Source organism: Kurthia zopfii, assembly GCF_003143955.1.
GTDB classification, from domain to species: domain Bacteria; phylum Bacillota; class Bacilli; order Bacillales_A; family Planococcaceae; genus Kurthia; species Kurthia zopfii.
The window spans coordinates 14,010-40,501 of record NZ_QFVS01000027.1 but is presented as its reverse complement, the minus strand read 5'-3'; the positions used below and the strand labels follow the sequence as shown (position 1 = coordinate 40,501).

Below are 26,492 nucleotides of genomic sequence, written 5' to 3'. Positions count from 1 at the left end.
AGCTCGGTCAAATAAGAGAAACCGCTGCAAGTAAAGAAATACACTTGCAAGTACGCTCTATTCCCAAGAAGCTCCCACTTCAAGCGTGAAGAACCGCAAGGTTTAGCTAAGTGGCGAGTAGTTCACTATTCTATAGTTGAAAATTAGATTTAGATGGATCAGTGTGTCTTAAAAATATTATTTGAACATGCAACTATTCACGAAAAAAGAAAGTCATTCTATAGAGTCGTAAAAATGCTTGGAATTAGCGAGCAAAAAACTGCTGTACATCGTCAGGAGCAATCCCTATCTTGAAAATAAAAGTAGAACGCGTGACTTCAATCATAAATCAAAATTGATCAAGCTTTTTTTCTTGTGAAACAGCTCTATGTCATGTAGCATTATAAATGAAAATACTATTAGAAATAGGTGGATGAACGATGGAAATCCAACAACAAATGATCGACGCAATTGAGCAAGGTGATTTAGATAAAATCCATGCACTAATGGAGCAATTTAAATTAGATGTAGACCCTGATACACAGTATGAAATTTCAGGTTATTTAACAAACTTAGGCTTCGTCCATGAAGCGGAAGGAGTTTTAGAACATTTACAATTCCTTTTCCCGGATGAACATCAAATAAAAATTGATCGTGCCACATTATTAATGGATACGAATCAAGAAGATGAAGCGTTAAATATTTTCTTAGAAATCCCGAAAGATGCAGATGAGTATCCACAAGTATTATTGGCTCTTGCCGATTATTATCAAATGCAAGGGCTTTATGAAGTGGCTGAAAAGCAATTAGATGAAGCATTGGATCTTCTACCAGATGAGCCATTATTAAAATTTGCGAAAGCTGAATTATTAATGGAGATGGGTAGGTTATCTGAAGCAGCTCGACTTTATGAGGGGCTGTATAAAGAGCAAAGTGAAATTGCTGGCATCCGTCTAGTTGAGCGTTTAGCGGAAGTTCACCGCGTAGGTGCATCGTATGAAGAAGCATATAATTACTATTTAGAAGCACTTAAAAATAGTACTTCACCTGATTTATTATTCGGTGCGACTTATAGCGCATTCCAACTTGAAATGTACGAAGCTGCCATTCGACATGGCGAAGATTTACGCGTTTTAGATCCAGATTACTTTGCAGGTTATTTATTACTAGCGCAAAGCTATGCGATGATGGAAGATAATAAGACCGCTTTAGAAATCATTAAAGAGGGTATTAGTCGAGATGAATATGATAAGGAATTATTCCTATTCGCTGGGAAAATGGCACTTAAAAACAGTCTTCCTGAAGAAGCGGAGCAGTTTTTACGTGAAGCAGTAGCATTGGACCCTGAATATATGGAAGCCGTTCATATTCTCGTATCGATTCTTTCTCAAAATGAGCGAGATGAGGAAGTAGCAGAGTTAATTGAAGGTTTATCAGAAGATGATTTTGAATGGCCGACATTATCAATTTTCGCCGCAGCATCTTATGATCGCCTAGAACAATTTGATTTAGCGTACAAGCATTATCAAATTGCCTTCTCTGATTATCAAGATGATGTAAGCTTTTTAGAGAAGTATGTTTACTTTTTAATAGAGGACGGGAAAAGAGAAGAAGCTTCTAAAATCGCCAAAATTTTAGTAGAGCTACAACCCGATGAACCACAATGGTCTGACTTAGTCCAAAGATTCGAAGCGTAATCAACATCCACACAGCAAGTGATTTAAGATTACTTACTTAAAGGAGGGATATTGATGAAGACATCTGTAACAAATACTGAAAAGAAGGCATTTATTCGATGGTTTCTAAAGCGTTATGACATGAAACGTAGAGAATGTGTTTGGATCTTAAATTATATCGTTGGACATGATGATTTACTTGAACGTATTCATTTTGTCGAAGAAGCCCATTTCTGTCCGAGGGCAATGGTCATGTCTACAACAGATTCTTCAGGTATTCCGTTTCGCTTTTATAAAGGCAATATTATGACAGCTGATGCTGAAAAGTCATTCCATGATTTAAGATTAAATCCGAATGAAGATATGTATATTCAAGTGAATTTCCAGAAACTTCCACCGAATTCAAATTACTTGGCAGTGCTTGAAGACAATCCTCATATTCCAAAGTATTTGCAGTCTAACTTTGGAGATCGAGAAGTTGCTGAACAATTGCTTGATGCGAGTATTATGAATTTCCAAAAGGAAACGTTGTTACGTCAAATTGATGAGGCAATCGACGCGGGGAATAAAGAGAGATTTCTTGAATTAACGAATGAATTAAATCAACTAAATGCATAACGATGGGAATCAAGACGAGCGGTATTGTCTTGATTCCTTTTTTAATATAATTTACATATTTCTACATTAATGAAAGAAAAAAGTGTATAATTTACTTACAATTATAAAAATGGGTTTTAAAGGAAAGGGAGATGTTTCATATGTTTTGGAACGGTAAAGACCTAGAGCAGTTTATGGCGCATAAGGAATTTATTGATACAGCAATCGTCCCATTACCAAAATTAGATGGCTCAATGGAGGGCATTAAGCAAAGTGCTTCTTCATCGGATTTCTTATTATCATTAACGAATTTTATTGAGCAGCAATTCAAAGGAAGGGTTGTAGTTACACCACCTGTATTATATACAGCGGCAATGGATCAACAGCTACTACTTCAAAATATTGCAGAACAATTGGAAATTGCAGGATTCAAACATACCTTCTTTGTCAGCTCGGACCATGCATTTTCTTCGTTTAATCAGCAATATAACGTTATTTGGTTGCCATCCATTCCACTTGAATCGATGGATCAAAAGATGAAACAATCTGTCTTAGGTGATCAATTACGTCAAATTATCCCGATTTTCTCTCAAAAATGGGGTTCTTAAAAAACAACATATTCCCTTTTTATACATTTGTTCACAAATTTATCCAAAAGTGTAAGTAGTATTGTTGTAATTACATTTTTTATGATATATCATATAATTGTCCTAGTTATTTCTATTTTGTATAAGTTTGCCCAATTATTGGGACGACCTGTTAAAAGCTAGAGGGGGGAAAATAATGAGTAACAATCGCGTTTCAAGACGTCAATTTTTGAACTACACTTTGACGGGTGTAGGCGGCTTCATGGCAGCTGGAATGCTCATGCCAATGGTTCGTTTTGCTGTAGATCCTGTACTAGCCAAAAAAGGTGGCGGAGACTTTGTTCTAACGGAACAGAAAATTTCAGAATTAACTGAAAAACCAGTAAAGGTAGACTTTACGTATGAGCAAGTTGATGCTTGGTATAAATCAGATGTAACTGATAATGCCTGGGTCTACAAAGACGGCGATAAAATTATTGCTCTATCACCAGTTTGTAAGCATTTAGGTTGTACAGTGAACTGGGGCGGCGACAAAAAAGAACCGAATCAGTTCTATTGCCCATGTCACAGTGGACGCTATGAAAAAAATGGAAAGAACGTACCGAAAACACCACCGCTTGGACCACTTGATGAATTCCAAGTAAAAGAAAAAGATGGCTATCTAATGATTGGTAAAGTTGTGCCAAATACGATGGTTAAATAAGAGGGGGGAAATCAAGTGCTAAATAAAATTTATGATTGGGTAGACGAACGATTGGATATTACACCAATTTGGCGTGATATTGCTGATCATGAAGTACCTGAGCATGTTAACCCCGCCCATCATTTTTCTGCATTCGTATATTGTTTTGGCGGCTTAACATTCTTTGTCACAGTTATTCAAATTTTATCGGGTATGTTTTTAACGATGTACTATGTACCAGATGTTGTAAATGCATGGAAGTCCGTTTATTACTTACAAAATGAAGTAGGAGCAGGAGAAATTATCCGCGGCATGCATCACTGGGGGGCTTCTCTCGTAATCGTTATGATGTTCCTGCACACATTGAGAGTATTCTTCACAGGCTCTTACAAAAAACCTCGTGAACTTAACTGGATTGTCGGCGTATTGATTTTCGCTGTCATACTTGGATTAGGCTTCACAGGATACTTATTACCGTGGGATATGAAAGCACTATTTGCGACTAAGGTTGGGATCGAAATAGCAGCTTCCGTACCATTTATAGGTGAACAAATTAAGATTTTACTTGCAGGGGATTCGACCATATTAGGTGCGCAAACACTTACAAGATTCTTTGCGATTCACGTATTCTTCTTACCGGCTGCATTGCTTGGGTTGCTGGCAGCTCACTTTATTATGATTCGTAGACAAGGTATTTCAGGTCCTTTATAGGCCTTACTTATGAACTTCCAAAGGAGGGGACAGTATGCACAAAGGTAAAGGAATGAAGTTTGTTGGGGATTCTCGCGTCCAAGACAAAAAAGGACAAAAAGTGTACCCACCAGATTATTCCGAATATCCTGGTAAAAATGAACCTTTCTGGCCAGACTTCTTATTAAAAGAGTGGATGGTTGGGGCAGTGTTCTTAATCGGATATTTAATATTAACAGTAGCACATCCTTCACCGTTAGAAGGACAAGCAGATCCAACGAATACTAGTTATATCCCATTGCCGGATTGGTACTTCTTATTCTTGTATCAATTACTAAAATATGAATTTGCATCAGGTCCTTACAATATTATTGGCGCAATGGTTATTCCAGGAATCGCATTCGGTGCATTACTACTTGTACCATTCCTAGATCGCGGACCAGAGAGACGACCACTGAAGCGTCCATTACCTGTAGCCTTTATGTTACTGGCACTTGCATCAATGATTTTCTTAACTTGGGAATCAGTTGCAAATCATGACTGGGCAGCAGCGAAACGTCAAGGTGAAATCGTCAAAGAAGTGAAGATTGATGAGGCAGATCCGGGCTACGCAGTGTATTCGAAGCAATCTTGTATTAACTGTCACGGTGACAAATTACAAGGTGGAGCTGGACCAAAATTAATTGACACAGGTCTATCAGATAAGGAAATTATTAAGATTGCTCATGATGGTGTTGGTACAATGCCAGCAGGACAATATAAAGGCTCAGATGAGGATTTAGAGAAGCTTGCTAAATTTATATCTGGACTTAAGTCAGAATAATAATTTTTAGCTACATTCACGCGCATTCATGCCGAAGAATGTAGCTTTTTTTACTAACGGAAGCATAGTTTCTACTATATAATAAGAAGAAAAGGTTTGGGAGGTACACATGAATTACATATTCGCGAGCGCATGGACGATTCTTACATCAAAATCATTTTTGATTCTACTATTCATTATTAATGTTTTAGGTACAGTTTATGGTTACATATGGTACGGTCCTCAATTGGAACATACGGATGCACTTTTCTATGTATTCGTTCCAGACAGTCCAACAGCGACTTTATTTTTCTCGATTGCAATATTTGGTTGGTTAATCGGCAAGCATTTTAGAATATTTGAAGCTTTAGCATTAGTTACATTAGTGAAATATGGACTTTGGGCAGTTGCGATGAATTTATTAGCATTCGTTGAGACGGGTTCAATTGGCTGGATGGGCTGGATGCTCGTTGCAAGTCACTTCCTAATGGCATTTCAAGGGGTTCTTTATTTACCAATGTATGATTTCAAAACACCGCATATTATTATTACAGCAATTTGGACATTGCATAATGATGTCATCGACTATGTCTTCAAACAAATGCCAGAGTACTCAATGCTGACACAATATATGAATGAGATTGGTTATTTTACGTTCTGGATGTCGGTTTTATGTCTTCTTTTAGCAATATTTACAATGAAAAAGAGGTTTTCGGTTGCTCGGAATATCGTTTGACCTTAAAATAAAACTATGAACGAACTAGGAGGATGGTTATATTGTCATTAGTGATGTATATCATTTACTTTGCAGTTTTAATGTTGCTACCTTTGTATGCACAGCGTAAAGTAAAATCAACTTACACACGTTATTCAAAAGAGACTTCAACGTCAGGAATGACTGGCGCTCAAGTAGCTCGAAAAATTTTAGATGAGAATGGATTAGGGAATGTGCGTGTTGAAGCTGTAGATGGTTTTTTATCAGACCATTATGATCCAACAACAAAAGTTGTTCGACTTTCTACACATAACTTCTATGAAGCATCAGTTGCAGGTAATGCAGTTGCTGCCCATGAATGTGGTCACGCGATTCAAGATGCAGAAGCATATAAATTCTTAAATATTCGTGCTAAATTAGTACCAGCTGCGAATATTTCTTCAAACGCTTCATGGATTTTCATTATGATTGGTATGATCGCCACTTACCAACCATTAATGTTAGTAGGTATCATCCTATTAGCAATCGGTGTATTATTCCAAGTTGTTACACTTCCTGTTGAATTTGACGCTTCAAAACGCGCAATGAGACAAATGAGTGAACATGGGATTATTAACAACGATGAATACCCTAAAGCTAAAAAAGTTCTAACAGCAGCAGCATTAACTTATGTTGCAGCAGCAGCAACAGCTGTAATGGAACTTGCTCGATTAGTATTAATTTATACTGGTATGGGCAACAGAGACGACTAGTCTTTTTATAGAGAAACATAGTGAGGACGCTATTTTTAGCGCTTACTATGTTTCTTTTTTAGGTCTAAAAACAGTTCGTTGGATAAGAATCTGATATTTTTCGTAATAATTTGTAATAACGTTGTAATGTAATTGTCGTTGTGTCGTAAGATGAATCGTGTAAAGTGTTACTTGTAAGTTAAGCAAAGACATTAAGCGAAAAGCATATAAATATTAAATTTAAAGAAAACAGGAGCGTACACACACATGATTAAGAACAAACTTATTACAGGATTTCTCACGGGAGCAGTTGCTCTATCAGTAGCATTTACAGGAGTAGCACCAGAACAAGCACATGCATCAGCATCTACAACGAAAGCAGTAAAAATCAATAAATACTACAAATCAACAGCAACAGTTAAAATGCGTAAAGGTGGAAGCACTTCATTTAAACAAGTTGGTACATTAACAAAAGGTAAAACAGTACATGCATACAAACGTAAAAAAACTAAAGGTACATACTGGTATAAAGTAAAGTACAATGGTAAAGCAGGCTGGGTTACAGGTAAATATTTAAAGAAAACAGTTAAAAAAGCATCAAATGCATCAGGTAACGCGATCATCAATGCAGGTCGTCAATATGTAGGAACACCATATGTATGGGGTGGAACAACACCAAGAGGATTTGATTGCTCTGGTTTCACAAGCTATGTATACAAAAAAGCAGGTATGAAAACTTTACCACGTACAAGTGGACAACAAAAAGCAGCGGTTAAACGTGTTAGCTCACCAAAAGTAGGGGATTTAATTTTCTTCTCTGCTAATCCAGGTGGAAGCCGCGTAACACATGTTGGTATTTATGCAGGTAATAATACAGTAATGCACGCAGCTGGTAACAGTGTTAAATTCCAATCACTTGGTGGTTACTGGGATAAACGCGTAATTAGTTACGGTACAACTCGTTAATCGAATTATTTAGCTGAGGAGACTAAATAATTTTATATAAAAAATAATCTGAAACTGAGACCTAATAATAGGCCGGTTTCAGATTTTTTTGTTTTTTGCCAAATAACGCAGGCTTTCCGCCGACAAGTGCCGTACTATTTCTTTCAATGCTGATTTATGTGAAAGAAGCACAGATTCACCAATTTTTCTATACTTGAAATGCTGTAAGTAATAGAAGGGTGAACTGTGCTTATTAAGGATTTCATTTGTTTAGATTTTCAAAATGGAAGAAATTTTAAACGAATTTGACAACGTCGTCAACTGATAGACGTGAAGTTCCACGAGGAAGGCCAGTTCCTTTACCAATTGCGATTAAGACGATTGGGAATTCATTTTCTGGTAATTCATATGCTTTTGCGAAAGCATCTTTATTGAATCCACCCATAACAACTGAATCAAGACCGCGATCTTTTGCAGCAAGTAATAATTGCATTGATACTAAACCAGCATCATACATTGCTAATGAACGACGTGCTTCAACAGGTACACCGCTGTATAATTTTACAGAACCTTCAGTTTGTGCAACTGCTACTTCTGGAGTCATTACGCCAACATCAACACTTAGTTGGTTGATTTTTTCAGCTTGTTCATGGAAGTTTGCGTCACCAAGTACAGCGATTACTACTGATGCAGTTTCAACTTGTTCTTGATTATAAGCCATACCGCGAAGTTCTTTTTTAGCAGATTCATCTGTAATTGCGATGAAGCGCCAAGGTTGTTGGTTCGAAGTTGATGGAGCAGTCATAGCATCCGTTAACATTTCCGAAATTTCTTCTTTTGATAATTTATAGTCTGCATCGTATTTACGGATTGATTTACGAGCGTACATTAATTCTGTGAAAGCTGATTTTGTTTGAGTAGACATAATAATATAATCCTCCTAATTAACTAACTTAAAGTAAGTTTCTATAAAAGTATCTTACTTTAAGTTAGTTTTACTGTCAATGATATGGTACAATTTTTTTAAAAGGAGGAGAGTAAATGGTACAAACACCTGAACAAACGCATATTTGTCAAAACTACCATCAAGCAGTAGAATTCATCGGTAAAAAATGGATTGGCGCCATTTTATATAGTCTGATCGACGGACCTCTCCGCTACAATGAAATTCATGCGAAAATCACAGGGATTTCAGATCGCTTACTTACGCAAAGACTGAATGAATTAGTAGAATATAAAATGATTGAAAAAATATATATTGATGACTCTATTAAAAAAACGGAGTATAAATTAACGAAAAACGGCTTAGCTTTTAAAGAAGTCATTTGCTCCATTCAAAAATGGGTAGCGCTATGTAATGAATCAAAGGAAAGTGAATAAATGCCGATCAAAACTCACTTTCAAAACGAAGTGAGTTTTTTTATTGGATTCAATCAAAAGTTGGAGGGTTTTCCATAGAATTTCATATTACAATTAGGAAAAAGGGGGATGTATATGAATAAATGGTCAGAAACACTTCAAGTTGCACAATTTAGAATCGCGAGACCAACAGATCAAATCGCAGCAATCGAGAAATTTTATTGCGAAGGGTTAGGTCTTCAGAAAATAGGTGGATTTAGCGGGCATGAAGGCTATACAGGATTAATGATTGGTCTACCAGATGCATCGTATCATTTGGAGTTTACGGAACATGAAGATGGAAGCCCATGTCCAGCTCCAACAGAAGATAATTTACTTGTATTTTATATGCCCGAAAAAGAACAAATTACTGCAATTCAATCGAGATTATCTGAAATGGGTTATATTGAAGTACCACCCGAAAATCCATATTGGCATGAAAAAGGTGTTACAATTCCTGATCCAGATGGTTGGCGAATTGTCTTAATGAATACAGGGGGATTTAAAAATTAACATGGAAGTGAATAGTATAATAAGTATAGGTATCCCCAGGATTAAGCAATAAAAAAGGGCTCTGTGTCAAATGTTGGGGTGAATGAAATTGGGTTTTCAATTTCATTCACCTTTTTTAATTCAGCCCAGATGTGAACCAACCTTTTTGTACTTGATTGCTAATAGTATTTTGGCTCTAAATCGATCGAATCGTTTATAGCCATATGCATTGCGTTTCATAACTTTTGTTTTGTTATTAATGCCTTCCAAAAAGCCATTTGAATAACCAATAGCGAAACTATTTAGTATTTCTGTCTGCCAGTTCTTCATTGTTTTAATGACCTGATTAAATGCGGGGATATCACTCTCTATTACCTTACGGTAAAAAAGCGATAACCTTTCTTTTATTTCAATCATGTCTGTCGATGTTTTAGCTCAATCAAATCATTCACAATAAGCTTCTTTTAATTCATATGCGCTTTTTAAAAGAGGCGATAATGAGCGATAACGATTTAATTCCCACAATTGTTTTTCATTTAATTGAGCTTCTCTTTTATAAAATATATAACGCATTCTTTTCAATCGTTTGCGAGCATATACATGCCATTCACCTTGAACAGAACGACGTACCTTATCCAAAGCCCAATAGATATAACGACAATAATGAAATCGATCCGCAATTATGACAGGTCGATTCAAAGCTTCTTTAACAGCTGCTTTGAAACTTTGATTCATATCCATTACAACGATTTCTACTTGATCACCCTATTTTTGTAAGTATTGTTTAATCGTATCTTTTCTTCGATTGGGCAGTATATCGATTGGTTCATGTGTTTCCGCAAGAACAAAAATAGCGACGGCGTTTATAGTAAAGCACCGTTAATCTTTCAAACCATTTTAAATGGCTAATTCTTTGGATTCGATAATCATGTACTTTCGAAGTACTGGAATGGCAAGATGGACAATCGTGAGGAATTTTAGGTATCTCAATATAAAGGGTATACTTTCCTTCAATTCCTTCAATTTTTGTGATTAAAACATCTTTTAATCGTGGAATATTCATGATAGACTTCATACTAGTACAGCTCACCCTTCTTTAGCTTATTACTTAGCATTTTAAGTATAAAGGAATTGGTGAAACTGTGCTTTTTTTTGCCTTTTTTCACATAGATCAACATTGAAAGAAATAACGAGGACTCCTGCCGAAAAACAAGTGTGAAGCAATCCTTTCTTTGTCTAGCTCCGGCGGCTTATCTCTTTGAGTCACTTCAAAACTCGGACGAAAGTGGTGGTACGCTTACTTTCGTTTCGTTTTCTGCAGTGCTCTCGAGATGAACGAGCCCCCTCCGCTTTTTTTCTGTCCACCTAAAGTGGAAAGAAATAGTGCGGCACTTGTCGGCGGAAAGCATTCGTTATTTCTGAAAGCTACAACGTGAATTGTTTTAAGACCCCAACATATATAATAGAACCTAAAAAAGACCGTAACAAGTAGTTACGATCCTTTTAACAGAAAAGCATACATTAAGCTGCTCCAATAGCTTGATGTTTATCTCTCAAAATGAGAAATAATGTTGTAATTTCGTGGTGATACCCATTAGTCGAGTGTACTAGCACTCGGCTTTTTCTATGCCTTCATTTTACTACAGAAGAGAATAGAAGATAAAAAAGTATGACCGATTTTTTATACAGCAAAACTGTTCAAACAAATTGGTGAGCCACCAAAAAGCAATAAAATAAAAAATATGGGTGTTTTACACCGATTAGTTATCGATCGGGCGTTTTTGATCATCAAGTGTAAAGCCTTCACCTGCTACATCATGCACTTCAGAGATGGAGACGAATGCATGCGGATCGACAGAGTTTATAAGACTTTTCAGTTTGAATAATTCGTTTTTAGATACAACACAGTAAATGATTTTACGATCTTCTTTTTTATAAAAGCCTTCGCCATGTAAGTATGTAACACCGCGATCCATTTGCGTTGTGATTTTAGCAGCGATTTGTTCATGATGATCAGAAATAATCATCGCTCCACGTGCTGCATATGCACCTTCTTGTACAAAATCAATAACACGAGCAGAAATAAATACAGCAACTAAAGTGTACATCGTTGAGCGAGCATCGAGGAATGTTAGGAATGAAACAGCAAGTACAATGGCGTCGATTAAGAACATTGTTTTCCCCATATTCCATCCAAAATATTTATCAGCAAGTCGAGCGATAATATCCGAGCCACCCGTTGTACCTCCGTACCTAAAGATAATGCCGAGTCCACCACCGAGGAATACCCCTGCGAATAGTGAAACAAGTAGTAAATCATCATGCAATTCAATGTGTAAATTTAAAATTTGGAATACTTTGATGAAAATCGATACACCGAATGTCCCGATTAAAGTATAGGCAAATGCCCGTCTACCAAGTATTGTCCATCCGATTATGAACATCGGGATATTTAATAAAATATTCATAAGTGCTGGATCCCATTTGAACATGAAGTATAGAATTAATGTAATACCAGTAATACCGCCTTCACCAAGCTTATTTTCAAGGTTGAAGTTGACTAAACCGAAGCTGAAAATAGCGGCCCCAAGTAAAATAAATAATGTGTTTTTTAACTTAATTAAGCGCATAGAAGTCCCCCTAAAAATGAAATAACCGATTTTTCAAACTCACTAATATGTCCCCTTTAATGTATAATAAGATGAAGTGATGACACATTAAAGCAAAATAGACCGTGGGGCGTAAAAAGCACCCGTAGACTACTATTATCATGTATTTTCGCTATTATTACAATATTAAAATGATTCTAACAAAGGGAAGTATTTTAAAATAACAGGGTTTTGGGAGGAATATAGATATGATTAAAGTAGCAATTGCTGGACCAAGGGGTAGAATGGGCCAAGAAGCAGTACATACAATTATGGAAAAAGACAATATGGAACTTGTTGCGGTTTTAGACCATCGAGAACTGGCGAGTAACTTAAAAGACTATGATCAATTTACATATGATGTTCCTGTGTATTTGGATTTACAACAATTGATTTCAACAACAAAACCAGATGTACTTATTGATTTGACAACACCAGAAGCAGTTTATGCGCATACGAAAGTGGCATTAGAAAATGGTGTTCGCCCAGTCATCGGAACTACTGGCTTTACAGATGAACAGCTACAAGAATTAACGGAATTAGCTGCAAAAGAAAAAATCGGAGCAATCATTGCGCCGAATTTTGCGGTTGGGGCAGTATTAATGATGAAATTTTCGGCAATGGCAGCAAAATATATGCCAGATGTTGAAATCATTGAACTTCATCATGATCAAAAATTAGATGCGCCATCGGGAACTGCAGTGAAAACAGCGCAATTAATTCAAGAAAATCGTCCAAGTCATGCGCAAGGACATCTAGATGAGAAGGAAACAATCGCTGGAGCTAGAGGTGCAGACTTTGATGGCATGAGAATTCATAGTGTGCGTTTACAAGGGTTAGTGGCACACCAAGAAGTGCTATTTGGTGGAGAAGGTCAGATGTTAACGATTCGTCACGATTCATATAATCGCACATCGTTCATGTCAGGTGTTAAACTATGTGTAGAAAAAGTTATTCAATTAGACCATTTAGTATATGGTTTAGAAAACATATTGTAAGGGAGATTTAACTATGAAGATTGCATTAATTGCACATGATAAAAAGAAGGACAGTATCGTAGAATTTACTATTGCGTACAAAACAATACTTGAAAAGCATACATTATATGCGACAGGCACTACAGGTCAGAGAATTATGGATGCAACTGGTTTAGAAATTACGCGATTCCGTTCAGGTCCACTTGGTGGAGATCAACAAATTGGTGCAATGATTGCAAACAATGATATGGATATGGTCATTTTCTTCAGAGATCCTTTGACAGCGCAACCTCACGAACCAGATATTTCAGCATTAATGCGTTTATCAGATGTGTACCAAGTACCTTTAGCTACAAATATGGGTACGGCGGAAGTGTTATTAAAAGGTTTAGAAAAAGGATTAATCGATTTCAGACTCCTAGCTGATCGACGTTTAAAATAAGGAAAGTGATGTGATCATTATGAAAAAATTAAAAATAGGGATCACATGTTATCCAACTGTTGGTGGTTCAGGTGTTATGGCTACAGAGTTAGGTAAGATGTTGGCAGAAAAAGGACATGAAATTCATTTCATTACGTCGAGTATGCCTTTTCGTTTAAATAAAGTGTATCCAAATATATTCTTCCATGAAGTCGAAGTAAATAATTACTCTGTATTTCAATATCCACCGTATGATATTGCTTTAGCAAGTCGTATGGCAGATGTTATTCGTGATGAAGGTTTAGATGTTCTGCATGTTCATTATGCGATTCCACACGCAGTATGTGCGGTACTTGGTCGAGATATGGCAGGGCAAGATGTAGGAATTGTAACGACTTTACACGGTACGGATATAACAGTATTAGGTGATGATTCATTATTATCAACTGCCATTAAATATGGTATTGAAAAGTCAGATTTAGTAACAGCAGTGTCAGACTCTTTAAAAAATCAAACAATGGAATTAATACAGCCAGATCAACAGATAACGACTGTTCATAATTTCGTTGACGAACGTGAATATTATCCGAGAGATGGAAGTGAACTTCGCAAAGCTTTTGGCATTAAACCAGAAGAAAAAGTATTAGTTCACGTATCTAATTTCCGAAAAGTGAAGCATGTGCCGGATATCATCGAAACTTTTGTCAAAACAAGAGAGAAAATCCCAGCGAAATTAGTATTAATTGGCGATGGTCCTGATAAACATGAGGCGATGCAAATTGCTAAAAACACGCCTTATTGCAGTGATATATTATTTTTAGGGAAGCAAGAAAACTTGGCGGAATTATATGCGATGGCTGATTTAAAATTACTAATGTCTGAAAAAGAAGCTTTTGGACTTGTACTATTAGAAGCGATGGCATGTGGTGTACCTGGTATTGGAACAAATGTTGGTGGAATTCCAGAAGTCATTTGCCACGAAAAAAATGGCTATATTGTCGAATTAGGCGATACGGACCAAGCCGCAGCATATGCAGTCAAATTACTTTCTGATGAAGAAAAATTAAAAGCATTTAAAGAAACGGCAATTGAAAGCGTGAAAGAGAGATTCCATTCTTCAAAAATTGTCGAAAAATATGAAGCATTATACGAAAGTGTGGTTCGAGAAAAATGACAGAACTTACTTGGGGTGCAGCACAAAATGTAATGACAGTTCTCGAAGAAAACGGTTTTGAAGCGGTGATTGTGGGTGGTGCTGTACGTGATCACTTACTTCATAAAAAACCGAATGATGTCGATGTCGCTACGAGCGCATTGCCACAGCAAGTGAAATCAGTTTTCAAGAAAACAATTGATGTCGGAATTGAACATGGTACGGTCTTAATCGTCGATTTTGATGAACCGGTCGAAGTGACGACATTCCGAACAGAAGGAACGTATAGCGACCACCGTCGACCAGATGAAGTGCAATTCGTCCGATCATTAGCCGAAGATTTGAAACGTCGCGATTTTACAATCAATGCGATGGCAATTCGACCAGATGGCACGCTTGTCGACTTATTCGGTGGTCAAAACGACTTGGATAAACGACTTATTAAAGCGGTTGGCGAAGCGGAAGAGCGATTTTCAGAAGATGCATTGCGAATTATTCGAGCGATTCGTTTTTCAGCGCAGTTAGATTTTAAAATTGAAGAAAAAACAGCATTAGCGATGACAAAAACCGCCGATTTTTTACAAGATATTGCGGTGGAACGTTTGAAAGCAGAGTTTGATAAAATATTTTTGAGTGCACATATTTATAATGCGATGCGAATCATTGAACAATATACAATCGCGAAAAAACTTCCAGGAGACTATGATCACGTAAGTAAGTGGCTAAATTTCCAATCGATTAGTGATGCGAAATCTGGCTGGGCTCATTGGTGTATATTAACGAATTCGCGTGAAGTTTTATCATTATTCAAATGTTCTAATGATGAAAAATTATTCGCTAAACAAGTGATGCAATGTTACGAAATTTTATTGACTGGCGCACCGACGAAATTGGAATTATTCCAACTAGATGAAGATTGTTGGCTGAACGCATTGAATAGTTACACGATTATTCAAGGGAATGAACATGAACTTGCGCAAAGTATTTTGAAATTAAAAGCAGAATTACCGATTCATAATAAAAATGAAATTCAAGTAGATGGTAAGCAACTTATGCAATGGTCAGGGCGCAAAGGTGGTCCATGGCTGCGAGAAGTTTTAGATGAAATATTAAATAAAGTATTAGAAAAAGAATTACCGAATGATGAGCAAATGATAAAGGAATGGTTTACGGATGAGTGGAACGTATAAGCATGAAATACTTAAAAAATTACAACACGCAAATGGAGAAGCAATTTCGGGCCAACAACTAGCAGATGATTTTGAATTATCGCGTACAGCAATTTGGAAATATATTAAGCAACTTGAAGAAGAAGGCTATGTTTTTGAAACGATTCGTAAAAAAGGGTATATTTTAAAATCACAACCAAATTTAATTGATGCTTTAAAAATCAAAGCAGCACTTGAAACAGAAACTTTCGGTGAGCAAATTATTTTTAAAGAAACATTACCTTCGACTCAACCTGAAGCACATCAGTTAGCACAACAAGGTGCACCAGCAGGTACAATCGTCATTTGTGAAGAACAAACTTCGGGTAGAGGTAGAATGCAGCGTGAGTGGAAATCGCAAAAAGGAAAGGGCATTTGGATGAGTGTCATTTTACGTCCCAATGTGCCACCATATGAAGCGCCACAATTTACATTAGTTGCAGCAGTTGCGATTGCGAAAGCGATTGAAGAAGTAGCTGACATTCGCCCGGAGATCAAATGGCCAAATGATTTATTAATTGATGGCTTGAAGATCACAGGGATTTTAACGGAGTTACAAGCAGATCCAGATCGCGTGAATGCCTTAATTATGGGGATTGGGATTAATGTGAATCATGAAACCGATGATTTCCCAGAAGATATTCGTGACATAGCGACTTCGTTAAAACTGCAAACAGGCAAGGAAATCGATCGTGCGAAATTAATTGCCCGTATTCTACTTCATTTAGAAAACTACTCGAATATGTATGTTGAATCAGGTTTCCAACCAATTAAAAAGGAATGGGAAAACTATTCTTGTACAATCGGTCAACAAATTAAAGTATCGACAATTAATGAAGTATTTTATGGAAAAGCGGTTGCAATTACGAATGATGGTGTATTGAAAGTACAATTACCAGACGGCGAAACGAGAAGCGTCTATTCAGCAGATATTGAAATAAGTAAATAAAGAGTTTGCCGGAGCACATAAAGTGGTTCGGTTTTTTTATGTTTGTAATGTAAATGGTATGAGTTTCTACCAATTCACGTTTTAATTTTCAGAAATAACGAATGCTTTCCGCCGACAAGTGACGTACTATTTATTTCCACTTTAGGTGAGAATATAGGATTGCTTCACGCTTGTTTTTCGGCAAGAGTCCTCGTTATTTCTTTCACATTCTACTGTCGACCAAATCGATTTAGAATCAAATTATGTTTAGTAATCAAGACCAAAATAGTAGGTTGAATTGGAGTCGTCTGTCTTATAAAGCATATTTAAGTCTTATACAACAAATTTATGCATAAAGAAGAATATTTCGACAATTAGCATTGACTTTCCAAAATTCATTATGTACACTGAACTTAGTTAACTGTTAACACTTTGAAAAGGATGTCTGCTATGAAAATGATTAAAAGAAATTTATCTGAACAAATAGAAGAAGTAATTCGAAAAAGAATTATGCTATTAGAGTTTAGTGAAGGTGAGCATATTAAAGAGAATAAATTGGCTGAGGAATTTTCAATCAGTCGTGGACCAATTAGAGAAGCTATTGCTAAATTAGAGCTTGAAGGATTAGTAACTAGAGCAGCGAATGGTCGAACAATGGTATCTCGTTTTGATATTGAATATGTAGAAAATCTATATGACGTGCGTATTATGTTGGAGAAATTTGCGATTCAAACACTTGTTAAAGGTGTAAATAATGATGCCTTAGAAGAGCTTCAATCATACGTTGATACAATGAAAACTCAAAAGGATCATAGCGATATCTACCGAGAAGCAGATATTAATTTTCACTTTTCACTTGTAAAACTTTCTCAAAATAAGACATTAATCCAATCGTGGTACTCACTAAAAGACTTATTATTAACTTTAATTGAAGTAACCACTACAGCTTCAAGTGAAAGACAAAATGACATAATTGAGCAACATGATTCAATTATTAATGCAATACGTGAAGGTCAGTTCAATCAAGCAAGTATTGTTCTTGAAGAACATTTGCGAAGTGCTTCAGATTACTACAGAGAAGCAGTATTCCGTTTACAAAACGAGGAGGAATGAGTTTAAATGGTAGAAAAAATTAAATGTACAATTGTTGGTTCAGGAAATATAGGTACGGATTTAATGTACAAATTACTTCGTAGTGAAGTCCTTGAACCAGCCATTATGGTTGGGATTGATCCAGCTTCATCAGGATTAGCGCTAGCAAAAAAACAGGGTTTAAAAATAATCGATAATGGAGTGGAAGGTTTAGCTGAATTCAAAAATGATAGCGCTATCATTTTTGAAGCAACTTCAGCAAATGCCCATATTAAGAATGCTCCAATTTTTAAAGAATGGGGCAAAAAAGTTGTAGATTTAACACCAGCAGCAGTTGGACCATTCCTTATTCCAGCAGTCAATTTAGAACTTTTGGAAAGTGCAAATGTAGATAATGTAAATATGGTTACTTGTGGCGGGCAAGCAACAGTTCCTATTGTCAGAGCGATTTCAAATGTTATTCCTGTCGAATATGCAGAAATAGTTTCCTCGGTTTCAGGTAAAAGCGCTGGTCCGGGAACAAGACAAAATATAGATGAGTTTACAGAAACGACAGCTCATGCTTTAAGAGAAATCGGTAGAGCTAAACAGTCTAAAACAATAATTATTTTAAACCCAGCAGATCCACCTATATTAATGAGAAATACAGTATATGTTAAAATTTCGGAATATTCCGAAAAAATATATAGTGAAATTGGAGAATCGCTAAATAATATGGTTGAAATTCTTCAGTCTTATGTACCAGGTTATAGATTAAAATCTCAACCTGTAATGAAAAAGAATTTGATTACAATTCAAATCGAAGTTGAAGGCATGGGAGATTTCTTACCAAAATATGCTGGTAATTTAGATATTATTACAGCTGCTGCAGTAAAAACAGCTGAAATGATGGCTCAGCAAATGTCGATGGAGGAATGTTAAATGACTAAAAAAATAATCATTAATGATGTCACTTTAAGAGATGGAATGCATGCAATTTCTCATCAATATAGTGTTGGACAAATTGCACAATTAACAAAAGTATTGGATGAATCGGGTGTGGATATTATTGAGGCGACTCATGGAGATGGCCTTGGAGGAAGTTCGATTCAATATGGTTTTTCAAAAGAAACAGAAGATGACATTATTCGAACAGCAGTCGAAAATAGTAACAATGCAAAAGTAGGTGTGTTACTTGTGCCTGGTATTGGTACGATCGATCACTTAAAAAATGCCAATCAACTCGGAGCTCAAACAGTACGTGTTGCAACGCATTGTTCGGAAGCGGATGTATCCAAACAACATATTCAAGCTGGTGTGAAGCTCGGAATGGATACAGTAGGATTTTTGATGATGTCACATAGAACATCTCCTGAAAATCTTTTGGAAGAAGCTAAGAAAATGGAATCATATGGCGCACAAACAATATATGTTGTTGATTCTGCAGGTGCGTTAACGATGGAAGGTGTGAGGCGTAGGATTCGACTATTTAAAGAGAATTTAACTTCTGCAAAAGTTGGCTTCCATGCACATAATAATTTATCGCTCGGAGTTGCCAACTCAATTGTTGCAATTGAAGAAGGCGCCGATCGAATCGATGCCAGTTTAGCTGGAATGGGAGCAGGAGCAGGAAATGCTTCGCTTGAACAACTTGTTGCAGTAATGAATAAATTAGATATTCAACATAGTGTTGATCTATATAAAACAATGGATGCAGCAGATTATTTAATGAAACCAATGATGAAAAGGCCAGTTCAAATTGACAGACTTAGTTTAATGCTAGGCTATACAGGCGTTTACTCAAGTTTCTTACTCTTTGCAGAGCGAGCAGGCGAAGAATACGGCGTGGATGCACGTGACATCTTAGTGAAGCTTGCGGAAATGAATGCGGTAGGTGGACAAGAGGACTGGATTATTGGAGTAGCTCAAGAACTAGCAAAACAAAAAGTATAGGAGGAGAGTTTATGTTAAAGATGAAAAAATGGGGCGTACTATTAGGTGTTTTATTATTGACGGTTGTACTGGCAGCTTGTGGAGGTTCAGATAGTAAGAAAAAAGAAGAGGGCAGCGCAAGTGGTAATAATTCAAAAGGTCAAACGTATGTCATTAAAGCGGGACATGCTGCTTCAGAAGAACATTTTGCACAAGACACTTTTGTGAAATTCAAAGAATTAGTTGAGAAAAAGTCAGATGGCAAAATTAAAGTGGAAATCTATCCTAATGGTCAAGTAGGTGGAGAACGTGAAATGATTGAAGCTTTACAAATTGGTAATTTAACAATGGCAGCTCCTTCGAGTTCAGTAGTCACGGCATTCTCTCCAAGTATGTTCCTATGGGATTTACCATTCCTATTTAAAGATGCTGCAATTGCACATGAAGTGTTGGATGGTGAAGTTGGTAAACAAGTATTAGCAGATTTAGATGGAGTAGGTATTAAAGGATTAGGTTATTGGGAAAATGGCTTTAGACACATTATGAATGATAAAAAGCCGATTGAAACTTTAGAAGACATGAAGGGCTTGAAGTTTAGAACATTAGAAAGTCAGCAACAAATAAAAATGTGGAATGCAACAGGCGCAAATGCAACACCGATCGCATTCACTGAATTATATTCAGCATTACAACAAGGAACTGTCGATGGTGCAGAATCACCACTTGCATTAATGTATGCTCAAAAATTCCAAGAAGTTCAAAAGTACTTAACAAAGTCTGGGCATTTATATTCACCATGGCCGGTATTAATGAACAAAGATTTCTATAACAGCTTACCTGATGTTCTGAAAAAAGCGGTTGATGAAGCCGTTGAAGAGACAAAAGTAGAAAATCGTAAACTGTCGGCTGCTGATGAAGAAAAATCATTAAAACTTCTTGAAGAAGGCGGAATGAAGTATAACGAACTCTCTGACGAAGAGAAAGCTAAGTTCCAAGAAGCGATGAAAGTAGTATATCCAGAAATCAGCAAACTTGCTGGTGAAGAAGTCTATGAGAAGTTAATGGATGCAGTGAAATAATCAATTTGGCAAACTAGATCGTGTGAAATACTTCAAAACACTGATTTGTGGGTTTGAATGGAGATGCGCGTGAAAGTTTGCCTTTTTTTAAAAGGGGTTGGCGAATTATGAAACAACTACTAAAAATACTCGATCATGCTGAGAGAGCAGCAATTACAATCATGATGATGGTAATGGTTATTTTGATTTTTGTTCAAGTATTTACTAGGTATGTCATGAGTGACTCATTGGGGTGGACGGAAGAAGCTTCACGCTATTTATTCATTTGGTTGATTTTTCTTTCAATTGGAATTGCATTTGTAGATAAAAAACATATTAGTATAGATATTTTACTTGATGTATTACCAACTATTGTTCAAAAAATAATCATGCAAATCAGCTATATTATCTTGATGATATTATCAATCTTTTTATTGAAGCAAGGTCTGGATCTTGTGGAGAACTTACAACAATTCTCACAAAAATCATCTACACTTCAAATTCCAATGTGGGTTGTGTATCTTTCATTACCAGTTGGTTTCGGCATAGCTTTTTTAAGATTGATTCATGTTTCGATCTTACTTTATATTGATCGACCAGATAAAGAAAGTGAGGTTGATCATATATGATGACACCTACTGTCGTGTTATTCGCATTACTAATCTTATTTTTATTACTATCAATTCCTGTCGGGTTTGCATTGTTACTAGCAAGTCTTGGCACAATTGTTATTACTGATATTTCAATACCATTTAGTATTTTAACGCAAGTATTAGTAACTTCAAACGACTCATTTCCCTTAATGGCAATTCCATTTTTCATTTTGGCTGGCGTGTTAATGGGAAAGGGTGGCGTTTCGGAAAGGTTATTGAATATCGCTAATTCATTTGTAGGGCATTATCGAGGTGGTTTTGCAGTTGCAGCAGTTTTGACGGCGATGTTCTTCTCGGCAATTTCTGGATCAGGCCCTGCAACGGTAGCGGCGATTGGTTCAATTATGATTCCTGAAATGGTGAAGCGCGGTTACAAAAAGACTTTTGCAACGGCATTAATTGCGGCATCAGGAACAATTGGTATTGTAATTCCGCCAAGTATTCCATTAGTAATATATGGCGTATCTTCAGGAACTTCAATTGGCGAACTTTTTAAAGCTGGGATTATCCCAGGAATACTCATGGGTGGCGCATTAATCGTATGGGTGATCATTCATGCGAGAAAAGAAAAGTATGTAGCTGATCCGAAAGCCACTTGGAAGGAAAGAATGCATTTTATTAATAAAGGTAAAGGCGCATTGTTAATGCCAATCGTCATCTTAGGTGGTATTTATGGTGGGATTTTCACACCTACAGAAGCCGCAGTAATTGCAGTAGTATATGGCTTGATTTTAAGTCTGTTCGTCTATCGTGAATTAAATTGGAAAAGTACAATTGCATTATTTTATGATTCAGCATTATCTACAGGTTCCATCATGATTATCGTCGCAGCTGCAGCAGTATTTGGAAGAATTTTAACATTAGAGCAAATTCCAAACAATGTTGCAAATGCGATGATGTCAATCACAGATAATCCATGGTTGTTCTTATTATTAGTAAATGTATTGCTTTTAATTGTTGGGACTTTCATGGAAACAATTGCAGCAGTAATTATTCTTACACCAATTTTACTGCCACTTGTCACACAATTAGGAATTGATCCGATTCACTTTGGCATCATTATGATTGTCAATTTAAGTTTAGGGTTTATTACGCCTCCTTTAGGATTAAATCTCTTTGTGGCATCGAGTATTTCTCAAATAAAAATAGTACAACTAAGTAAAGCAATCATTCCGGGGTTTGCAGTACTCGTATGTGTATTGTTGATTATCACATATATACCTTGGTTCGCACTTGCATTTAAGTAGGGGGAATGGAAATGTTTAAAGTAACATTAGTCGATCATGAATGGGAAGATTTGAATATTGAGGAGAATCTTTTTAGCGAAGCAGGTGTAGAGCTAAATATTTTACAATCAAAAAATAAAGAAGACATAATTGAAGCGGCAAAAGAATCTGATGCCCTACTTGTAATGTATGCCAATATTGATCGAGAAATTATGGAGTCAGCACCTAATCTCAAATTGATTTCTCGTTATGGGATTGGTGTCAATATGATTGATGTTGATGCTGCAACAGAACTAGGGATTCAAGTTGCAAATGTGAATGATTATTGTATAGATGAAGTGTCTGATCACGCTTTAGCGGGCATTTTAGCTGCTTCAAGAAAACTATTTGAATACAACTTCCATACGGAAAAAGGAGGATGGGACTTTAAGTCTGTGGCAAGGCCATTAAGAGCTTCGAAAGCAGTTGTTGGATTATTAGGCTATGGGAAAATCCCTAAAAGGCTTGCTGCGAAACTGAAGGTAATAGGATATCAAGTTCATGCATATGATCCATTTGTTTCTGCAGAAAAAATGCAAGAGGATGGTGTTGTTAAAGCAACTGTCAACGAGTTAATGGAAGTGAGTGACTTTATTTCAGTCCACGTACCATTAATTGAGGCAACACATCATTTAATTGGTAAGGAGCAGTTTAATTTAATGAAGAGGAGTCCTTATATTATTAATACAGCAAGAGGACCGATTATAGATGAAAAAGCGATGATTGCTGCGTTGGAAATTGGAACTATTTCGGGAGCATTTTTAGATGTTACTGAAGAAGAACCATTACTTGACGTACACCCACTTCGTGAAATGAAAAATGTGATTTTATCTCCACATGCAGCTTGGTATTCAGAAGATGCATACAGAGAAATAAGAGAAAAAGCAGTTCAAAATCTTATTGAGAAATCAGTTGGGAAGAAACCAACTTTTGCTTTGAATTAATTAGAGGTAAATAAAATAAGTTATTTGATCGAAATGCCGAATCACATAAAGTGGTTCGGTTTTTTCGTTCGTACATATGAAACCTTATCTTCCTCATAACCATTTTTGTTGAAACTATGATAAAATCTACATTATATAAAATGATCGAAAGACGTGAATATAAATGGAAAGCCAAAAATATGCAATTGTAGATCTAGAAACAACAGGGAATTCTTCGAAACAAGGTGAACGAATTATACAAATTGCGATTGTTTTTATGCAAGATTGGCAAGTGATCGATACTTACACATCTTTCGTAAATCCGAAAAAGAAAATCCCGCTATTTATTCAAGATTTGACTCATATTAATGACCAACATGTTAAATCTGCACCTGCATTTGAAGAAATTGCAGAGGATGTATATGAAAAGCTTCAAGATTGTGTGTTTGTGGCGCATAATATCGATTTTGATCTGCCATTTTTACAAGATGAATTTAAGCGTTGTGATTTACCGAAATGGCATGGCAATAGTATGGATACAGTGGAACTAGCGAAAATTCTATATCCAACTGCGTACAGCTATAAACTTTCAGAAATTGCACTTGAATTAGAAATAGGTTTGAAAAATGCACACCGAGCAGATGATGATGCGATGGCAACAGCCTTGCTATTAAAAAAATGTTGGGAACAATTAGTCGCGTTACCTTTAGATACTGTTCAACAATTACATACACGCTCATTTAAATTAAAGTCAGGACTTGCGAATTTATTTTTTGAAGCTGTTCAAATTAAAAGAAAAAAAGTCGAACAACTTGAAAATCATTTTGTCTACAGAGGTATTCCGATTTTCCAAAATGCCAAAGTAGAAAATGAAGTACGAGCAGTTCAATATCCATATAGCACGGAAGAAAAACAACAGCTTTTCTCAAAAACAATCGAGAATTTTGAAGTTCGAGAAGGACAATTCCAAATGATGGACGCGGTTTGGAATAGTTTGAATAACCGCACTGAAGTGATGACGGAAGCATCTACTGGGATCGGCAAAACACTAGCTTACTTAATTCCAAGTATTTTATTTGCGAAGCAGCAGAAACAGCCTGTCGTAGTTAGTACGTATACTTCACATTTGCTTGATCAATTAATTCAAGAAGAACTACCAAAAGCAAATGATTTATTAAGTACAGTGACGAAAACGGCTGTTTTAAAAGGAATGGAGCATTATATTGACCTGGATCGTTTTTGTGAATCATTGGCGGTTGTGGACGATTCCTATGAAGAGAATTTCGTGAAGATGCAAATACTCGTGTGGCTCGCGATTTCAGCGACTGGTGATTTGAATGAAGTGAATGTTTCAAGTGGTGGCAATACAGCTGTCAATCGCATTAGACGTACTTCGACTACTGTTGAAACGAAGCAAAAGGATGCATTTGATTTTTATTTGGAAGCGATTAAGAGTTGTGAAGATGCAGAGCTGATTATTACGAATCATGCGATGTTATTAGCAGATTTAGAACGTGTTAGTCCTATGTTGGAAAGAATCCAAGGGTTCGTAATTGATGAAGGACATCAGATGATTCAAGCTGCTACGATGCGTGAAGAGAAGGTGTTAACGTATCGTAAGTGGAAATATTCGTTTGGCCAAGTCGGTCATTTTGAAGAATGTCGATTGCACCATATTTTTGTCCAATTAATGCAATCGTCAGAACGTGTTCCGATTCGTCTATTATCAAAACTGGAAAATCAATTTTTTGAAACGGTTGAGTTATTCGAACACGCGATTAGTCATATTGTGAGTCAAATGAATCTCCCAATTACCAATAGAAGAAATCTTAAAAAAACAATTCAACTACAGGATTTAATTTTGAAAAAAGAGTTGTTGGAGCAATTTAGTCAAAGTATGGACCAATGGCTAAAATTAGCAGAACATTGTACGGCGATTTTCGAAGGTTATCATGATGATTTAGCGGTTTCGCAAAAAGCTTCATTAACCGACTGGAATTATTGGCTAAGTGAATTGACGACGATGAAAGAGCAGTGGGACGCGATTTTCTTAGTACAAGCTGAAGATATGACTTCCTGGATTGAAGCAGATGCGCGTAGTATTCCAAATAGTATTCAAATTTATAATCGTCCCGTTCAAATTGCGGATGATATTACAGAAGTATTTAACCGCTTTAGAGGGAACTCTGGTATTGTTTGGGCGTCAGGTACATTAACTGTGCCAAATAATCGTCGTTTCATCGCGGATCAATTAGGATTGGCTCAAGATGTGCAGTTATTCCGTTTCCAAGCGCCGAATTCTTATTATGAGGGTGCTAGTGTATATGTTGTGGATGATATGCCAGATATTCAACAAGTATCCCAGCATGAATATATTGAAGCGGTCGCAGAAGCAGTCATTCAAACAGTTCTTGCTACGCGCGGTAGATGTTTCGTATTATTCACGTCGCAAGAGATGTTGCGAAAAACGGTGAATCTCATTCAAGAAATTGGCTCGCTAGAAGATTATATGATTTTCGCACAAGGAATTTCGACAGGTAGCCGCATGCGTTTACTGAAGATGTTCCAAAGATTCGAGCATTCAGTATTGTTTGGAACGAATAGTTTCTGGGAAGGTGTAGATGTGCCGGGTGATGCATTATCAGCGGTAATCGTCGTTCGATTGCCATTTTCGTCACCGGAAGATCCTCTTTTCAAAGCAAAAGCGATTCGTATGCAACGTCAAGGTTTGAACTCCTTCTATAAATTATCATTACCTGAAGCGATTATTCGATTTAAACAAGGTTTCGGCCGCTTGATTCGCTCGTCGAATGATAAAGGCGCGTTCATCGTACTCGACCGAAGAATTGAGACGAAATCATATGGTGAGGATTTCTTAAAAGCTTTGCCAAATGTCAATGTGAAGCATGTTCAATTAGATGAGATGGTATTCGATTTAGAAGATTGGTATAATAAATAAAG

26 protein-coding genes and 1 pseudogene are annotated in these 26,492 nt (G+C 36.5%); 24 read left to right on the top strand and 3 right to left on the bottom strand.

Going from position 1 to position 26,492, the window contains the following annotated elements:
- Window positions 1-419 precede the first annotated feature (419 nt).
- From DF281_RS10205 to DF281_RS10165, 9 genes are all read left to right on the top strand, one after another.
- Entirely contained in the window at window positions 420-1,676 is a 1,257-nt protein-coding gene (locus DF281_RS10205) for a tetratricopeptide repeat protein (protein WP_109350156.1), read from the top strand.
- 54 nt (window positions 1,677-1,730) lie between these two features.
- Window positions 1,731-2,273: a ReoY family proteolytic degradation factor gene (locus DF281_RS10200; protein WP_109350155.1), complete on the top strand. Its 543-nt coding sequence runs from the start codon at window positions 1,731-1,733 to the stop codon at window positions 2,271-2,273.
- Window positions 2,274-2,413: 140 nt separating this feature from the next.
- Window positions 2,414-2,860, top strand: coding sequence for a DUF2487 family protein (locus tag DF281_RS10195; protein WP_109350154.1), 447 nt, complete (start codon window positions 2,414-2,416; stop codon window positions 2,858-2,860).
- 175 nt (window positions 2,861-3,035) lie between these two features.
- Entirely contained in the window at window positions 3,036-3,542 is a 507-nt protein-coding gene (locus DF281_RS10190; protein WP_109350153.1) for a QcrA and Rieske domain-containing protein, read from the top strand.
- 15 nt (window positions 3,543-3,557) lie between these two features.
- Window positions 3,558-4,232: a menaquinol-cytochrome c reductase cytochrome b subunit gene (gene qcrB, locus DF281_RS10185; RefSeq protein ID WP_109350152.1), complete on the top strand. Its 675-nt coding sequence runs from the start codon at window positions 3,558-3,560 to the stop codon at window positions 4,230-4,232.
- Between the two features lie 34 nt (window positions 4,233-4,266).
- The gene (locus DF281_RS10180; protein ID WP_109350151.1) at window positions 4,267-5,034 is read left to right on the top strand and encodes a menaquinol-cytochrome c reductase cytochrome b/c subunit; all 768 of its coding nucleotides are present in this window, start codon (window positions 4,267-4,269) and stop codon (window positions 5,032-5,034) included.
- Window positions 5,035-5,143: 109 nt separating this feature from the next.
- Window positions 5,144-5,749 carry a lipoprotein heptaprenylglyceryl N-acetyltransferase LhaT gene (lhaT, locus tag DF281_RS10175; RefSeq protein ID WP_109350150.1) on the top strand — a complete coding sequence of 202 codons (606 nt, stop codon included), beginning with the start codon at window positions 5,144-5,146 and terminating at the stop codon, window positions 5,747-5,749.
- Between the two features lie 32 nt (window positions 5,750-5,781).
- Window positions 5,782-6,480, top strand: a complete 699-nt coding sequence (locus tag DF281_RS10170) for a zinc metallopeptidase (protein ID WP_109350149.1) — start codon at window positions 5,782-5,784, stop codon at window positions 6,478-6,480.
- Window positions 6,481-6,726: 246 nt separating this feature from the next.
- Entirely contained in the window at window positions 6,727-7,425 is a 699-nt protein-coding gene (locus DF281_RS10165) for a C40 family peptidase (RefSeq protein ID WP_109350148.1), read from the top strand.
- Between the two features lie 274 nt (window positions 7,426-7,699).
- On the opposite strand, the gene DF281_RS10160 is transcribed toward DF281_RS10165, so the two are convergent.
- A complete protein-coding gene (locus DF281_RS10160) occupies window positions 7,700-8,329 on the bottom strand; it encodes a nitroreductase family protein (RefSeq protein ID WP_109350147.1) in 630 nt (209 codons plus the stop codon).
- A 116-nt stretch (window positions 8,330-8,445) separates the two neighbouring features.
- Here DF281_RS10160 and DF281_RS10155 point away from each other — a divergent pair, with 116 nt between their 5' ends.
- Window positions 8,446-8,784, top strand: coding sequence for a winged helix-turn-helix transcriptional regulator (locus DF281_RS10155; protein WP_109350146.1), 339 nt, complete (start codon window positions 8,446-8,448; stop codon window positions 8,782-8,784).
- A 114-nt stretch (window positions 8,785-8,898) separates the two neighbouring features.
- Window positions 8,899-9,315 carry a VOC family protein gene (locus tag DF281_RS10150; protein ID WP_109350145.1) on the top strand — a complete coding sequence of 139 codons (417 nt, stop codon included), beginning with the start codon at window positions 8,899-8,901 and terminating at the stop codon, window positions 9,313-9,315.
- Between the two features lie 120 nt (window positions 9,316-9,435).
- Here the strand turns inward: DF281_RS10150 and DF281_RS10145 are convergent.
- A pseudogene (locus DF281_RS10145) lies at window positions 9,436-10,369 on the bottom strand (ISL3 family transposase).
- Between the two features lie 685 nt (window positions 10,370-11,054).
- A complete protein-coding gene (locus DF281_RS10140; protein ID WP_109350144.1) occupies window positions 11,055-11,924 on the bottom strand; it encodes a YitT family protein in 870 nt (289 codons plus the stop codon).
- Window positions 11,925-12,151: 227 nt separating this feature from the next.
- On the opposite strand from DF281_RS10140, the gene dapB reads away from it, so the two are divergent.
- The 13 genes from dapB (at window position 12,152) to dinG (ending at window position 26,490) form a co-directional block, all read left to right on the top strand.
- Window positions 12,152-12,940, top strand: a complete 789-nt coding sequence (dapB, locus tag DF281_RS10135; protein ID WP_109350143.1) for a 4-hydroxy-tetrahydrodipicolinate reductase — start codon at window positions 12,152-12,154, stop codon at window positions 12,938-12,940.
- Between the two features lie 13 nt (window positions 12,941-12,953).
- Window positions 12,954-13,361, top strand: coding sequence for a methylglyoxal synthase (mgsA, locus tag DF281_RS10130; protein WP_109350142.1), 408 nt, complete (start codon window positions 12,954-12,956; stop codon window positions 13,359-13,361).
- A 19-nt stretch (window positions 13,362-13,380) separates the two neighbouring features.
- Window positions 13,381-14,514: an N-acetyl-alpha-D-glucosaminyl L-malate synthase BshA gene (bshA, locus tag DF281_RS10125; protein WP_109350159.1), complete on the top strand. Its 1,134-nt coding sequence runs from the start codon at window positions 13,381-13,383 to the stop codon at window positions 14,512-14,514.
- Window positions 14,511-15,683, top strand: coding sequence for a CCA tRNA nucleotidyltransferase (locus DF281_RS10120; protein ID WP_109350141.1), 1,173 nt, complete (start codon window positions 14,511-14,513; stop codon window positions 15,681-15,683). The genes bshA and DF281_RS10120 overlap by 4 nt, the downstream gene beginning before the upstream one ends.
- Window positions 15,667-16,650: a biotin--[acetyl-CoA-carboxylase] ligase gene (locus tag DF281_RS10115; protein WP_109350140.1), complete on the top strand. Its 984-nt coding sequence runs from the start codon at window positions 15,667-15,669 to the stop codon at window positions 16,648-16,650. Before DF281_RS10120 ends, DF281_RS10115 begins: the two co-directional genes overlap by 17 nt.
- Before the next feature lie 429 nt (window positions 16,651-17,079).
- Window positions 17,080-17,742, top strand: coding sequence for a GntR family transcriptional regulator (locus DF281_RS10110; RefSeq protein ID WP_166636116.1), 663 nt, complete (start codon window positions 17,080-17,082; stop codon window positions 17,740-17,742).
- 6 nt (window positions 17,743-17,748) lie between these two features.
- Entirely contained in the window at window positions 17,749-18,642 is an 894-nt protein-coding gene (locus DF281_RS10105) for an acetaldehyde dehydrogenase (acetylating) (protein WP_109350138.1), read from the top strand.
- Window positions 18,643-19,653 (top strand): 4-hydroxy-2-oxovalerate aldolase, encoded by a 1,011-nt coding sequence (gene dmpG / locus DF281_RS10100; protein WP_109350137.1) that lies wholly within the window; start codon window positions 18,643-18,645, stop codon window positions 19,651-19,653.
- Window positions 19,654-19,664: 11 nt separating this feature from the next.
- On the top strand, window positions 19,665-20,711 hold the full coding sequence (locus tag DF281_RS10095; RefSeq protein ID WP_109350136.1) for a TRAP transporter substrate-binding protein: 1,047 nt from the start codon (window positions 19,665-19,667) through the stop codon (window positions 20,709-20,711).
- A gap of 107 nt (window positions 20,712-20,818) precedes the next feature.
- Complete coding sequence (locus DF281_RS10090; protein WP_109350135.1) at window positions 20,819-21,319, top strand: TRAP transporter small permease; 501 nt, start codon at window positions 20,819-20,821, stop codon at window positions 21,317-21,319.
- The gene (locus DF281_RS10085) at window positions 21,316-22,590 is read left to right on the top strand and encodes a TRAP transporter large permease (RefSeq protein ID WP_307725178.1); all 1,275 of its coding nucleotides are present in this window, start codon (window positions 21,316-21,318) and stop codon (window positions 22,588-22,590) included. Before DF281_RS10090 ends, DF281_RS10085 begins: the two co-directional genes overlap by 4 nt.
- A gap of 11 nt (window positions 22,591-22,601) precedes the next feature.
- A complete protein-coding gene (locus tag DF281_RS10080; protein ID WP_232025798.1) occupies window positions 22,602-23,552 on the top strand; it encodes a C-terminal binding protein in 951 nt (316 codons plus the stop codon).
- 163 nt (window positions 23,553-23,715) lie between these two features.
- On the top strand, window positions 23,716-26,490 hold the full coding sequence (gene dinG, locus DF281_RS10075; RefSeq protein WP_109350133.1) for an ATP-dependent DNA helicase DinG: 2,775 nt from the start codon (window positions 23,716-23,718) through the stop codon (window positions 26,488-26,490).
- Window positions 26,491-26,492: the final 2 nt, after the last annotated feature.

Bases quoted from the DNA above. Each gene is read 5' to 3' on its own strand.
- DF281_RS10205 (WP_109350156.1), top strand. From the start codon at position 420: ATGGAAATCCAACAACAAATGATCGACGCAATTGAGCAAGGTGATTTA.
- DF281_RS10200 (WP_109350155.1), top strand. From the start codon at position 1,731: ATGAAGACATCTGTAACAAATACTGAAAAGAAGGCATTTATTCGATGG.
- DF281_RS10195 (WP_109350154.1), top strand. From the start codon at position 2,414: ATGTTTTGGAACGGTAAAGACCTAGAGCAGTTTATGGCGCATAAGGAA.
- DF281_RS10190 (WP_109350153.1), top strand. From the start codon at position 3,036: ATGAGTAACAATCGCGTTTCAAGACGTCAATTTTTGAACTACACTTTG.
- DF281_RS10180 (WP_109350151.1), top strand. From the start codon at position 4,267: ATGCACAAAGGTAAAGGAATGAAGTTTGTTGGGGATTCTCGCGTCCAA.
- lhaT (WP_109350150.1), top strand. From the start codon at position 5,144: ATGAATTACATATTCGCGAGCGCATGGACGATTCTTACATCAAAATCA.
- DF281_RS10170 (WP_109350149.1), top strand. From the start codon at position 5,782: ATGGTTATATTGTCATTAGTGATGTATATCATTTACTTTGCAGTTTTA.
- DF281_RS10165 (WP_109350148.1), top strand. From the start codon at position 6,727: ATGATTAAGAACAAACTTATTACAGGATTTCTCACGGGAGCAGTTGCT.
- DF281_RS10160 (WP_109350147.1), bottom strand. From the start codon at position 8,329: ATGTCTACTCAAACAAAATCAGCTTTCACAGAATTAATGTACGCTCGT.
- DF281_RS10155 (WP_109350146.1), top strand. From the start codon at position 8,446: ATGGTACAAACACCTGAACAAACGCATATTTGTCAAAACTACCATCAA.
- DF281_RS10150 (WP_109350145.1), top strand. From the start codon at position 8,899: ATGAATAAATGGTCAGAAACACTTCAAGTTGCACAATTTAGAATCGCG.
- DF281_RS10140 (WP_109350144.1), bottom strand. From the start codon at position 11,924: ATGCGCTTAATTAAGTTAAAAAACACATTATTTATTTTACTTGGGGCC.
- dapB (WP_109350143.1), top strand. From the start codon at position 12,152: ATGATTAAAGTAGCAATTGCTGGACCAAGGGGTAGAATGGGCCAAGAA.
- mgsA (WP_109350142.1), top strand. From the start codon at position 12,954: ATGAAGATTGCATTAATTGCACATGATAAAAAGAAGGACAGTATCGTA.
- bshA (WP_109350159.1), top strand. From the start codon at position 13,381: ATGAAAAAATTAAAAATAGGGATCACATGTTATCCAACTGTTGGTGGT.
- DF281_RS10120 (WP_109350141.1), top strand. From the start codon at position 14,511: ATGACAGAACTTACTTGGGGTGCAGCACAAAATGTAATGACAGTTCTC.
- DF281_RS10115 (WP_109350140.1), top strand. From the start codon at position 15,667: ATGAGTGGAACGTATAAGCATGAAATACTTAAAAAATTACAACACGCA.
- DF281_RS10110 (WP_166636116.1), top strand. From the start codon at position 17,080: ATGAAAATGATTAAAAGAAATTTATCTGAACAAATAGAAGAAGTAATT.
- DF281_RS10105 (WP_109350138.1), top strand. From the start codon at position 17,749: ATGGTAGAAAAAATTAAATGTACAATTGTTGGTTCAGGAAATATAGGT.
- dmpG (WP_109350137.1), top strand. From the start codon at position 18,643: ATGACTAAAAAAATAATCATTAATGATGTCACTTTAAGAGATGGAATG.
- DF281_RS10095 (WP_109350136.1), top strand. From the start codon at position 19,665: ATGTTAAAGATGAAAAAATGGGGCGTACTATTAGGTGTTTTATTATTG.
- DF281_RS10090 (WP_109350135.1), top strand. From the start codon at position 20,819: ATGAAACAACTACTAAAAATACTCGATCATGCTGAGAGAGCAGCAATT.
- DF281_RS10085 (WP_307725178.1), top strand. From the start codon at position 21,316: ATGATGACACCTACTGTCGTGTTATTCGCATTACTAATCTTATTTTTA.
- DF281_RS10080 (WP_232025798.1), top strand. From the start codon at position 22,602: ATGTTTAAAGTAACATTAGTCGATCATGAATGGGAAGATTTGAATATT.
- dinG (WP_109350133.1), top strand. From the start codon at position 23,716: ATGGAAAGCCAAAAATATGCAATTGTAGATCTAGAAACAACAGGGAAT.